13 protein-coding genes, 2 pseudogenes and 1 riboswitch are annotated in these 12129 nt (G+C 59.5%); of the genes and pseudogenes, 11 read left to right on the plus strand and 4 right to left on the minus strand.

The genetic code is table 11. The features are described 5' to 3' along the window. Positions 1-96 precede the first annotated feature (96 nt). The 9 genes and pseudogenes from NKI72_RS12140 to NKI72_RS12180 all read left to right on the plus strand — a co-directional run. Positions 97-245, plus strand: a pseudogene (locus NKI72_RS12140) (IS630 family transposase); the annotation flags it as partial. 313 nt (positions 246-558) lie between these two features. After that, positions 559-1770, plus strand: a complete 1212-nt coding sequence (gene hemA, locus NKI72_RS12145) for a 5-aminolevulinate synthase (RefSeq protein ID WP_352719579.1) — start codon at positions 559-561, stop codon at positions 1768-1770. Positions 1771-2340: 570 nt separating this feature from the next. Next, positions 2341-3645, plus strand: coding sequence for an ATP-grasp domain-containing protein (locus tag NKI72_RS12150; protein ID WP_352693060.1), 1305 nt, complete (start codon positions 2341-2343; stop codon positions 3643-3645). A 223-nt stretch (positions 3646-3868) separates the two neighbouring features. Further along, a riboswitch (TPP riboswitch) is annotated at positions 3869-3985 on the plus strand. A gap of 103 nt (positions 3986-4088) precedes the next feature. Then, complete coding sequence (gene thiC, locus NKI72_RS12155; RefSeq protein WP_352850186.1) at positions 4089-5924, plus strand: phosphomethylpyrimidine synthase ThiC; 1836 nt, start codon at positions 4089-4091, stop codon at positions 5922-5924. Then, positions 5921-6922, plus strand: coding sequence for a glycine oxidase ThiO (gene thiO / locus NKI72_RS12160; protein WP_352850187.1), 1002 nt, complete (start codon positions 5921-5923; stop codon positions 6920-6922). The genes thiC and thiO overlap by 4 nt, the downstream gene beginning before the upstream one ends. Then, complete coding sequence (thiS, locus tag NKI72_RS12165) at positions 6891-7088, plus strand: sulfur carrier protein ThiS (protein WP_352693067.1); 198 nt, start codon at positions 6891-6893, stop codon at positions 7086-7088. Before thiO ends, thiS begins: the two co-directional genes overlap by 32 nt. Position 7089: 1 nt before the next feature. Next, positions 7090-7863 carry a thiazole synthase gene (locus NKI72_RS12170; protein ID WP_352693069.1) on the plus strand — a complete coding sequence of 258 codons (774 nt, stop codon included), beginning with the start codon at positions 7090-7092 and terminating at the stop codon, positions 7861-7863. Next, positions 7860-8465 (plus strand): thiamine phosphate synthase, encoded by a 606-nt coding sequence (locus NKI72_RS12175; RefSeq protein ID WP_352850188.1) that lies wholly within the window; start codon positions 7860-7862, stop codon positions 8463-8465. The genes NKI72_RS12170 and NKI72_RS12175 overlap by 4 nt, the downstream gene beginning before the upstream one ends. Beyond that, positions 8456-9217: a hydroxymethylpyrimidine/phosphomethylpyrimidine kinase gene (locus NKI72_RS12180; RefSeq protein ID WP_352693128.1), complete on the plus strand. Its 762-nt coding sequence runs from the start codon at positions 8456-8458 to the stop codon at positions 9215-9217. Before NKI72_RS12175 ends, NKI72_RS12180 begins: the two co-directional genes overlap by 10 nt. Positions 9218-9238: 21 nt before the next feature. Here the strand turns inward: NKI72_RS12180 and NKI72_RS12185 are convergent, their stop codons facing one another. Continuing rightward, positions 9239-9412, minus strand: coding sequence for a hypothetical protein (locus tag NKI72_RS12185; RefSeq protein WP_352693073.1), 174 nt, complete (start codon positions 9410-9412; stop codon positions 9239-9241). A 224-nt stretch (positions 9413-9636) separates the two neighbouring features. Between NKI72_RS12185 and NKI72_RS12190 the strand changes: the two genes are divergently transcribed. Continuing rightward, the gene (locus NKI72_RS12190; protein ID WP_352693075.1) at positions 9637-9912 is read left to right on the plus strand and encodes a hypothetical protein; all 276 of its coding nucleotides are present in this window, start codon (positions 9637-9639) and stop codon (positions 9910-9912) included. 8 nt (positions 9913-9920) lie between these two features. On the opposite strand, the gene NKI72_RS12195 is transcribed toward NKI72_RS12190, so the two are convergent. The 3 genes and pseudogenes from NKI72_RS12195 to NKI72_RS12205 form a co-directional block, all read right to left on the minus strand. After that, complete coding sequence (locus NKI72_RS12195) at positions 9921-10202, minus strand: hypothetical protein (protein WP_352693076.1); 282 nt, start codon at positions 10200-10202, stop codon at positions 9921-9923. Then, a complete protein-coding gene (locus tag NKI72_RS12200) occupies positions 10202-10402 on the minus strand; it encodes a hypothetical protein (RefSeq protein ID WP_128290069.1) in 201 nt (66 codons plus the stop codon). The genes NKI72_RS12195 and NKI72_RS12200 overlap by 1 nt, the downstream gene beginning before the upstream one ends. Before the next feature lie 402 nt (positions 10403-10804). After that, positions 10805-11760, minus strand: a pseudogene (locus tag NKI72_RS12205) (IS1595 family transposase). 103 nt (positions 11761-11863) lie between these two features. Between NKI72_RS12205 and NKI72_RS12210 the strand changes: the two are divergent. Next, entirely contained in the window at positions 11864-12106 is a 243-nt protein-coding gene (locus tag NKI72_RS12210; RefSeq protein WP_352693078.1) for a DUF6471 domain-containing protein, read from the plus strand. The last annotated feature ends 23 nt before the right edge of the window (positions 12107-12129 follow it).

The raw sequence follows: 12129 nt of genomic DNA on the forward strand, positions 1-12129 counted from the left end.
TGACATCTGAAGGAGCCGGGAAGCTTACATGTCAATTTCCAGTCTGATGGGCAGAAAATTCCGATTCTGAGGCGACTCCGAACCGGCTGGACCGACGATGACGTCGGCACCGTCGAGATGATCCGGCAGGCCAGCAAGTCCAAAAGCTGCGTATGGCGTTGGCAGAGCGTTTCGCCGCCGAAGGGCTTCAAGGGCTGTTGCGCGACAAGACGCGGCCCTCGCGCATTGCGGCTCTTGGGCCCGAAAGCCCGCCGAGCGCAGCTCTGACAAGGCCGCGACAGGAATCGAACGACGACTGGCCAGAATTATGAAATCCCTTGCGACACTATGCAATTCAGACATTTCAGTAACAAATGGATTTAACATTCTCTTCACTTGCACTTTGGGGCGCGTTACCCGAATTAGCTGGAGCGCCCGAAACCCCCGCAAGATCAAGCGCGTAGTCGAAATCCAATCTTGCTGGTGCTTGTCGAGGGATGCGACGCGATGGGCCGGCGCAGGTGCGCTGTGAAGCAGCACTGAGCGCGCCGAAGAACGGCTTCCCAACAGGAGATTGATTTGGATTATGTGCAGTATTTCGCCGGAAGAATCGAGCAACTCAAAGGCCGTGGCGGGTATCGTGAATTTGCCGATCTGGAGCGTCAGTCTGGCAACTTCCCAAAGGCCTGGCTCAATAGGCCCGACGGCCGAAAAGAGATAACCATTTGGTGCACTAATGATTATCTCGGTATGGGGCAGCACCCCAAAGTGCTATCGGCAATGAAGCGCGCCATCGATGCCAACGGCGCAGGATCGGGAGGATCCCGCAACATTGGTGGCACCAACCATTATCACGTGTTGCTCGAGCGGGAGCTTGCAGGTTTCCACAATAAGGAAGCAGGATTGATTTTTGTTTCCGGCTTCAGCTCAAACGATTCATCATTGAGTACATTGGCATCTTTGATGCCGGACACAATTATTTTTTCTGACGAGCACAACCACGCTTCAATTATTAGTGGATGCCGCAACAGCCGGGCCGAAAAGCGCGTCTTCCGGCATAACGACGTTGCGCATTTGCGGGAGCTTCTGCGCAGTGTAAATCCTGCAAGACCCAAGATCATTGTTTTTGAATCGGTATATTCAATGGACGGTGACATTTCACCGATCAAAGATATCTGTGACATGGCGGACGAATTTGGCGCAATGACGTTTCTGGATGAAGTTCATGCATCGGGAATGTACGGTCCGAAAGGCGCCGGCATTGCCGCGGAACTTGGCATCATGGATCGTCCAACCATCATCGAAGGAACGCTAGGTAAGGCGTTCGGCTCGATGGGGGGTTATGTGACCGGACCTGCCTCCATTGTTGACAGCATACGAAGCTTCTCGATAGGTTTCATTTTCACCACGGCGCTTGCGCCAGCCCTAGCGGCTGGTGCGCTGGAAGCGCTGCGCCATCTTCGCGATTCAGATTCAGAACGAATTGATCTGCACCGGAAAACGAAACTTTTAGTCGGATTGCTGAAAGAGGCGGGCATCCCCGTCATGCCGACCCGAAGCCACATCATTCCTGTGCTTATTGGTGATCCATTCCGTTGCAAGGAAGCGTCCCGCCAGCTTCTAGATCAGCATGGAATATACGTTCAGCCAATTCTGGCGCCGAGTGTTCCGGTGGGAACCGAGCGGTTCAGGGTGACGGTTACGCCTGCCCATAGTACGACAGATATTCGGACGTTCGTCGATGCGCTCAGGCAGGTTCTGCAGCGGGACAATCTTGGCAAGGCTGCCTAATGTAAATGCTGGGAACGACAGGGCGCGCAGCCTCAGACCTGATTATATCAGCCGGGCTCGCCGAGGTGGAAGCGGCGGTCCGCGATCCGGTTCTGACGCCCGATCGCATCTTCGAATGTCATCGGAAAGCAGTTCCGTAACCCGCAATGACAGCTTTCGCGATCTTAAATGATGTGACTCCATGATTGAATGGGGCCGTTTGACGACTCGCTGCTTACACATCGGGCCGGTTCCAGATTCAGGGCTCACCATGAGCCGGTATGACCAGAGCGCATGTTCTTGTGCTGCGAGTTTGATGTGGCTTGGCGTGCCCTACCCGAGGGGTAGGTCACGCCCAGGCCCACGGGATCACACACCAACCCCAGCTAACCTGGTTTGAACGGAGCAAGCCTCCGACGCCGCCCTAATCAACAACGCTGCAACAGATCCTTCAAATCAATTTACAAGATTTTTACAACCGTCAGTCGTTGACAATGGTACGGCACCGCGAGTCTGAGGTCCGGCACGGCCATAAAAGTGACGCCGGTACCCTCGGACCGCCGCCAGCACGCAACATCGGGATTAACAGCAATGGTAAGAAGAAGAGCGCTCATATTGGTCGAAGGCCATAGGGGTACTGGTCAGCTATACGTCCAAGCGGCTCAGTGTCTTGGTCTTCATCCAATTACTCTGACGGCTGATCCACCTCGGTACGACTATCTTTCGGCGGAAAACGTTGAGGCAATCCGTGTCGACACTGGCAATCTCGAAGCGTTGGTCCGCGAATGTTCGCGGCTGCGTGCTACCCACGACATTGCTGGCATTACTGGCTTTGCCGGGGACCATGAATCGATCTATGCGACAGTTGGCAAGCTTTGCCGGCATTTCGATCTACCGGGACCGAACCCTGAATCGATTGAACGAAGCTGCGACAAATTCAAGCAACGCCAACTCCTCGCGCAGGCCGGCGTTCCAATACCGGCCTATCGGTTGGCAACGAATGCGGCGGAGGTAGAAAGCTCGGCTGCAGAGATCGGCCTGCCCGTGATTCTTAAGCCGGCAGTAGGCAGCGGCAGCATCGGTGTCCGATTGTGCCGCAGCCTCGAAGACGTAGCCGAACATACGACTTATCTATTGGGCGGAAAGCACATATGGCGGTCTACACCGAAAATACTCGTCGAAGAATTCGCACAGGGCCCGTTCTATAGCATTAATGTTATGGGGAATGAGGTCGTTGCGATTTGCGCCAATGACTTTGGTCCCCTCCCCCATTTCGTCATTCGTGAGGTGACCTATCCGGCCCTGCTGACTGATCAGGAGCGTGAGCGCATCGCCGATGTTTCGCTGAGCTGTTTGCGGGCTCTCGGCCTTGGCTGGGGGCCAACTAACATTGAACTCCGGTGCACGAAACGCGGTCCAGTTGTCATTGAAATCAATCCGCGTCTTAGTGGCGCGCCCGACCCTCAGCTGGTCCAGTTAGCTTACGGTGTCGACCTCGTAACCGAGCACATCAAGCTTGTCATTGGCGAGGAATGGGATCTGCGCAAAAAGCATTCGCATACTGCGGCCGCGCGATTCCTGCTTCCTGATCAAGATGGCACCCTCGACTGGATTGGTGGCGACACTCAGGCAGCTGCTATATCAGGTGTGGCCGAGGTCAAATTGAATGTTGAACCCAAGACACCGATCGTCAGGAAGGGGGATTTCCGAGACTGGATTGGACATGTCATTGCCACTTCGCCCAGCCGTGCTGAAACCGAGGGCGCCCTTCAGCGAGCGGTCGACTTGATCGATTGGTCGATCACCCCTTTTCCGGCGACAATAAGAGGTGATCGAGAGCACGATGTTTGTGGGGCGTTCGGGCGGCCCACCAGTTCTGTTCCGATCAGGCGTTGACGGCTTAAGATCCTTGAAACGCAGCAGTTCCGTCTACGTCAATGTCACATCAAGTTTGACGAGGCAAATGCAGCTTTGGCCACACCTGCCCTATCTCCCGCGGAACTTCTCCGCGACCCATGGCGAGGCCGTCGGCCCAATTTGGGCCCAATTTGATTGCCGCCCACCGCCGCCGCAGGACGAACATGCGCTTGACAAGACAACGCCGGCCCGTTCAACTTGAGGCATTCACCAGGGGAGTCCCGGCAAGGGGCTGAGATACTGCTGGCTTTCGCGGCGCAGTGACCCGTTGAACCTGATCCAGTTCATACTGGCGTAGGGACGGTGCAAGCGCTCTGCGGGAGTTCACGCCCGAGGTCCTGTTTCGGCAGGTCGACAGAAGCGTCTTTTCATCCTTCCGGCACAGAACTGGGTCTCCAATGCATGAGCAAAGGAGCCTCAAGATGAATGCCCTCACCCCAGCCGTCTCAACGGGACCGCTGCCTGCTTCGCGTAAGATCCACAAGCCCGGTGCCATCCACCCGCAGATCAGGGTGCCGATGCGCGAAATCTCCGTCCATCCGACAGCCGGCGAACCGCCCGTCACCGTCTACGACCCGTCGGGCTCCTATACCGATCCGGCTGTCGAAACCAGCATCCAAAAAGGCCTGGCCCGGCTTCGCCACGAATGGATCTTGGCGCGCGGCGATGTCGAGGACTGTGACGGCCGCCACGTCCGGCCGGAGGACAACGGATTCGCGACGGGCGAACGCCTGACGCCAGAATTTCCCATCCGCCACCGACCGCTCAGAGCCAAAGCAGGCAAGAGGGTGACGCAGCTTGCCTATGCACGCGCCGGCATCATCACACCCGAAATGGAGTTCGTCGCCGTCCGCGAGAACCTTGGCCGCGAGATCCGGCGCGGCAAGCTCGAGCGCGACGGCGAAGCCTTCGGCGCGGCGATCCCCGACTTCGTCACGCCGGAATTCGTGCGTGATGAGGTGGCGCGCGGACGCGCAATCATTCCCGCCAACATTAACCACCCAGAGAGCGAGCCGATGATCATCGGCCGCAATTTCCTGGTCAAGATCAATGCCAATATCGGCAACTCCGCTGTCACCTCCTCGATGGCCGAAGAGGTCGAAAAGATGGTCTGGGCGATCCGCTGGGGCGCCGATACGGTGATGGACCTGTCGACCGGCCGCAACATCCACAACATCCGCGACTGGATCGTCCGCAACTCGCCGGTGCCGATCGGCACGGTGCCGCTCTACCAGGCGCTCGAGAAGGTTGGCGGCATTGCCGAGGATCTGACCTGGGAGGTGTACCGCGACACGCTGATCGAACAGGCCGAACAGGGCGTTGACTATTTCACCATCCATGCCGGCGTGCGGCTGCATTACATCCCACTGACCGTTGACCGGGTCACGGGTATCGTCTCGCGCGGCGGCTCGATCATGGCAAAATGGTGCCTGCACCATCACCGGGAAAGCTTCCTCTACGAGCACTTCGCGGAGATCTGCGACATCTGCGGCGCCTATGACGTCTCCTTCTCGCTCGGCGACGGCCTTCGTCCCGGCTCGATCGCCGATGCCAACGATGCGGCGCAGTTCGCCGAGCTGGAAACGCTTGGCGAGCTGACGAAGATCGCCTGGGCGAAGGATTGCCAGGTGATGATCGAGGGGCCTGGCCACGTGCCGATGCACAAGATCAAGCAGAACATGGACAAGCAACTCGCCGTTTGCGGCGAGGCGCCGTTCTATACGCTTGGCCCGCTGACGACCGACATCGCGCCGGGCTACGACCACATCACCTCCGGCATCGGCGCGGCGATGATCGGTTGGTTCGGCACCGCCATGCTCTGCTACGTCACGCCCAAGGAACATCTCGGCCTTCCCGATCGCAACGACGTCAAGACCGGCGTGATCACCTACAAGATCGCGGCGCATGCCGCCGACCTGGCGAAGGGTCACCCGGCGGCGAAGATCCGCGACGACGCGCTGTCGCGGGCCAGATTCGAGTTCCGCTGGGAGGACCAGTTCAACCTGTCGCTCGATCCCGAAACAGCGCGGTCCTTCCACGATCAAACCTTGCCCAAGGAGGCGCACAAGCTGGCGCATTTCTGCTCGATGTGCGGACCGAAATTCTGCTCGATGCGAATTTCCCACGACATCCGCGCCGAGGCACAGAAAGAGGGCATGGCGGCGATGGCGGCGAAATACCGCGAGGGCGGCGATCTCTACGTGCCGGCGGACGTGACCGGCGCGCCGCTCATACCTCAGCCACGTGAGCCATCATGAAGGTCTTGGTCAAAGGGGCCGGCGTTGCCGGCCTCACCGTCGCCTTCGAGTTCGCCGCACGCGGCGCGGTGGTTACCGTTGCCGAGACAAGGCCTGCCCTTAGCGGCAATGCGTCGTGGTTCGCCGGTGGCATGTTGGCGCCGTGGTGCGAGCGTGAAAGCGCCGAGCAGCCGGTGCTGGATCTCGGACGCGACGCCGCCGACTGGTGGGACGCCGCAACGCCCGGCTTGGTAGCACGACGGGGAACGCTGGTCTTGGCCGCGCCGCGCGATGCGCGCGAGCTCGACCGGTTCGCCAGCCGCACGACGGGCTATCGGCGCGTCGAGGAAGATGAAATTGCCTTGCTGGAGCCCGACTTAGGCGGCCGCTTCCGCCGCGGATTGCTCTTCCCCGACGAGGCTCACCTCGACCCACGCCCGGCGATGGCGGCACTTCATGACAAGCTTGCGACCATGGGTGTCAAATTCCACTTCGGCTGCGACGCCCGGCCTGTTTCGGGTTTCGCCCGTCAGATAGACTGTATGGGAATGGCAGCGGCCGATGACAGGCTGCGCGGTGTTCGCGGCGAAATGCTGATTCTTCGCACGCCTGATGTCTCGCTGTCGCGGCCGGTCCGTTTGCTGCATCCGCGCTTTCCGCTTTATGCCGTGCCCCGCACCGATCACCGTTTCATGGTTGGTGCGACGATGATTGAAAGCCAGTCCGCCGGACCAATCACGGCGCGCTCCATGATGGAGCTTCTGGGTACCGCCTATGCCCTCCACCCGGCCTTTGGCGAGGCCGAGATCGTTGAAACCGGTGTCGGCGTCCGCCCAGCCTTTCCCGACAATTTGCCGCGCGTCGAAACGAACGGTGAAATCATCGCGATCAACGGGCTCTATCGTCACGGTTTTCTCCTGGCTCCCGCCATGGCGCGCCGGGCTGCCGACCTGGTTTTCAGTCAAGACAGAACCAAGGAGCTTGCTCATGAAACTGATGGTCAACGGCGAAGCGCATGAGGTTGCCGCCACCACGCTGGCCGGGCTGCTTGCCGCGCTTGACTATGAGGGCGATTGGCTCGCGACCGCCGTCAACAACGACCTCGTGCACAAAGCCAGCCGGTCGGAATTCCAGTTGAACGACGGCGACCGGATTGAAATCCTCTCGCCCATGCAGGGAGGCTAGCATGTTCGACCTTCTTGGAACGACGCTTCCCTCCCGACTGCTTCTCGGCACGGCTCAGTATCCTTCGCCGGCCATCCTTGCCGATGCGGTCAGGGCATCGGGCACGGCGGTGGTGACCGTCTCGTTGCGCCGTGAGATGGCAGGCGGCAGGGCCGGCGAAAAATTCTGGTCGTTGATCCGATCGCTCGGCGTCAGAATCCTGCCCAACACTGCTGGCTGCCACTCCGTCAAGGAAGCTGTCACGACTGCGAAGATGGCGCGCGAAGTTTTCGGTACCAACTGGATCAAGCTCGAAGTGATCGGCAACCATGACACGCTGCAGCCGGATGTTTTCGGCCTGGTCGAAGCCGCCCGCATCCTGTGCGAGGACGGCTTTGATGTATTCCCCTACACCACCGACGACCTCGTCGTCGCCCAGCGGCTCCTTGCGGCGGGCTGCAAGGTCTTGATGCCCTGGTGTGCACCGATCGGTTCCGCCCTCGGGCCGGTCAACATTCCGGCCCTGCGCTCAATGCGCGGGCATTTCCCGGGCGTTCCGCTGATTGTGGATGCGGGGCTCGGACGGCCGTCGCACGCGGCGACTGTCATGGAACTCGGCTTTGACGCCGTGCTCCTGAACACGGCGGTCGCCAGGGCGGCCGATCCGGTCGGCATGGCGCGCGCGTTCGGCAAGGCGGTCGAGGCCGGTCGTGAAGCTTTCAGCTCCGGAATGCTCGAACCGCGCGACGTCGCCATACCATCGACACCGACCATCGGCAGGGCAGTATTTTCATGAAGCTCGATCCCTTCTACCTGATCCTCGACAGCGCCGCCTGGATCGTACGGCTGGTGCCGCTTGGCGTTAAGCTGGTTCAGTTGCGCATCAAGGATAGGGACGAGGCCACGTTGCGGACGGAAATCCGCCGCGCGAACGGCGTCTGCGCGGTCCATGGTTGCCAACTGATCGTCAACGACCATTGGCGCACGGCAATCGAGGAAGGCTGCGACTTCGTCCATCTCGGCCAAGAGGATTTGGCTGCGGCCGACCTGCTGGCGATTAAGTACGCCGGATTGAAGCTCGGGCTCAGCACGCACGATCATATCGAACTGGAAACGGCTATCGCTGCCGAGCCCGACTATATCGCGCTCGGCCCCATCTATCCCACCATCCTGAAGCAGATGAAATGGGCGCCGCAAGGGCTCGAGCGGATCAGCGAGTGGAAGCATAGGGTGGCGCCGATCCCATTGGTCGCCATCGGCGGCCTCAACCCCGACCGGCTCGACGGTGTCTTCGAGGCCGGTGCGGACACCGCGGCGGTGGTCACCGACATCACGTTGAATGCCGATCCCGAAGCGCGCACGCGAGAATGGATCGAAAAGACAAAGCCATGGCGCTGAGGCGAGAACCGCATGTGCTCGTGGTCGGCGGATCAGACTCCAGCGGTGGGGCTGGAATTGCACGCGATATCGAGACGCTCTCCTCCATGGGCGTGCGCACCTGCCTTGCTGTCACCGCGCTAACGGTGCAGACGCACCATGCGGTCATGGAAATCCACTCTATGCAACCCGGTCTGGTGGCCGGTCAGATGCGTGCGGGGTTGCAGGCCAACAAAGTGGCGGCCATCAAGCTCGGGATGCTCGCCACGGTGGAGATCGTCATTGCGGTTGCCGGAGTGCTGCGCGAAAATCCGCAGGTGCCGGCAGTGCTCGACCCGGTGCTGGCGTCGACGTCAGGCCGGGCGCTCCTGGAAGCCGGCGCCATCGCCGCCCTGAAATGCGATCTGATGCCATTTTGCCGTCTGGTCACCCCCAATCTCTTCGAGCTGGCACTCCTTGTTGGCTCGGAGCGGGCAGTGGATGAGGACGGCGTAGTGTGGCAAGGCCAAGAATTGCTGGCAGCCGGCGCGCGGGCTCTGCTGATCAAGGGCGGCCATGCATCGGGACCGCAATCAACCGATATTCTGTTGCGCCCCGATCACGAACCAGTCCGCTTTGACACGCCGCGTCTTGCCGCATCGATGCGCGGGACGGGCTGCATGCTGGCCAGCGCGATTGCAGCGCATCTGGCGAAGGCGCAATCAATCGAGTACGCCGTGCGCCAGGGCAAGCTCTTTGTGTTAGAAAAGCTTCGGAAAACCCCAGCCGAATAGCCGTAGAGCCGGCTCAAGCGTTCAGCGGCTGACGCTGAAATGGAAGCCGTAGCCCTCCTGCCCTTTTTTCACAGGGCGTGACGGGATGAGGCCGCTTTGCAGATCGGAATTCAGCGGCGCCGAGACAAGCTGCCCTGCCAGGCCGGGAAAGTCACGGGACTCTTCCTGCGGCGAAGCGCACTGCCAGTCAGGCATGGGGATGCACTTGTGCGGTCTTATGTAGCAAACGCACCAACTTCCCGCACGACTTAAAGGGTCGGTTCCCATAAAATCCGGGGATGCCGAGAGTAGCGCCCACCGTCCGTTCCACCCGATACCAACACGCTATCAATACGCTGGTAGCCAAGCGATCCGAGATATCCGGCGCGATCCGGTTCAAGGGTGCGGACCTGGCTCACCAACTACAGCACATTGACGCGGTGCTGCTCATCCTTGGCTACAAGGGCGATCCGTCGCTTATCGTGCCGCTACGGCGCACGCCAAGCCGCTTCCGCAAGGGCGAGCTTTACCGGCTGATTCTCAGGCATGAAGCGGAAGGCAGCGCGTCGAACCGGGAAACCGCAACGCGTATCGCTCAGGCGAAGGGATGGGATACCGCGCTTGTGAAGCCGCTCATGAATAACATCAAGACGGCGAAGGGCTGGCGACGGCGGCGGGCCGAAGCGGTCGGCCATGACAGCCGACCGCAGGAGTAGAAACTATGTCAAAGTTTCATATCGCTGATGAAGCGATAGGTGCGATGTGGGACGGGGTTGCCAGAGAACTTGACGTTCTTGCTCCCTCGGAACGCGCCGCTCAGGCTTTTCTGAAGACCGCGCGCCATCGCTTCCTCGGCATGCTTCGTGACTTCCCTCACGACGTTTTTGAGTGTGTCACTGCGCCCGCACCGGGGACACGCAATCACGTCATGGTCCTTCGCATTCGCGGGTCCTTCAAGGTCGACCTTGCAAGAGCCGCAAAGAAGTTTCACGGAACTACTAGCCATTAGGCAGCCCTCCTTTTCGAAGCGGCGACCTGTTCGGCACCTGCGTGTTTCCGCCCTTTGAGAACGTCATTCACGCGGCCCGGATTGACGCCATAGACGGCGGCAATGTGATGCTGATATTGCCCAGCCCAATGACGTAGCCAAACGTCGACTGCATCATCATATGTGAGCTGGTATGGTGGTTTATTGTCGGTCGTCATTATCCTAAACTCCTTTTAGGACGCTTGGACGACTTGACAGCGAGTCGATTGCGAGTAGGGTCCCGCGTGTACATACGACTAGCCGCAAGCCGTCCAAAGCACTGCGGTTACCGATACGGAGCCGGGGTCGGAAGCCCCGGCTTTGTCGTATTGGGCGAAAGGATTCTTCCCCTCACGAGATGGATAAGAGTCTCGCGGCCTGCCGGAGTCAAGGCAGCGGCAAATGCACCCTGCCACATAATAGTGTGGGTGCAAAAAAGCTATCTAGATTCAAAGGCTTGGCTGGTTTCCTCCCACCGCGCCCGTTTTGCGATCTTCGCATATTTTGCGCCGTATAGCCTGATTCTGGCCGACTCGTCTAGATTGTGCATTGCACAAAGTGCAACCTGATTCGACGCCAGTCTAGCGTTGCCAGTAGCCAGCCCAAACGCGACTCACGGAATGATTGAGCGCACCACCAAGCAGAGCGAAGGCATTGCCACCATTTGACCGGCGACGGTGATCTTCAAGCCATGCGGCATGATTGGCGTACTGGTAGAGGTAGCGGTGCGAAACGTGGTGGTGCTGACCGGCGACCATCCGACGAAGGCGGCTGAAATAGCTCTCCACCATGTTCGTATGCTTGCCGTGGCCGTCGCTGTAGCTTTCCGAGTGATTGATGCGGGTCGAAGCGTAATCAGCTTCCAGCGCGTCCCAATGATTGGCTTCGTCCGCGAACAGCTTGGAACCGGCCAGCATACGAGCGCGGGCGATTTCGACGCCTTCGGCTTCGCGATGACGGACAAACGTCAAGGTGCGGCCAGCGCGCTCGCGCAGGGCGATCACAACGCGGCGGAGGTCTGACTGGTTCTCCTTCATGCGGCGGTCCTTGCGGTCCTCTACGCGGTTCTCAGGGCGCACCACGCCGCCGAATAAGCGCCATCAATCTCGACCTCGCCTTCAAGGGTTTCGTTCTTGGTTTCAGCCCACAGGACTTCGCGCAGCTTGTGAGCCAGCACGAAGGCTGTCTTGTATTGAACGTCCAGATCGCGAGAGAACTGGACCGCCGACATGCCTTTGGCACCGTTGACGAACAGGCAGATCGCGGCGAGCAGATCGACAAACGACAGCTTGCGCGAGGCGAAGATTGTGCCGCTCGTAACCGAGAACTGCGCACCGCAAGCGGCGCACTTGAACTTGCGACGGGTCGGAATGTCGTAATGATCCAAGCACCCGCATTTCGGGCAAACAGGCTCGCCTTGCGTCGAAGCCCAACGAAGGCGCTTGAACGTGTCGTAAGCCTTTTCCTCGCCACCCTTGTAAATCTCCTTCAGGGAGAGGGTGCGGCTTTCGGCGGAAAGGAGGAAGTGTTGGGCCATTGTCATCATATCTGGTGATATTGGCCACCGTATATGCGGGCTTGTATCGCCAAATACATGGGCTTACATCATCGAATGTGATGATATTTTTTGAGGCGAGGCTATGGCACGTAAGGACGACCCGCAGACCGTCGAATACGAGACGAAAGCCAAGAACCTTTTGAAGTCAGAGTTGAAGCGGAAGGGCGTCACCTATGCACAGCTTGCCGAAAAGCTGGCGGCGGTCGGCATTCATGAAACGGAACGCAACCTGAATAACAAGATCAGCCGTGGCGGTTTCACCGCCGCATTCCTGTTGCAGTGCCTAACGGTCATAGGAGCCGACACCATCCATTTCGACTGGTGATTTCCCTGAGAATCTGTCAAGCG

The sequence above is a fragment of the Mesorhizobium sp. M0437 genome, from assembly GCF_040321335.1.
Classification (GTDB): Bacteria; Pseudomonadota; Alphaproteobacteria; order Rhizobiales; family Rhizobiaceae; genus Mesorhizobium.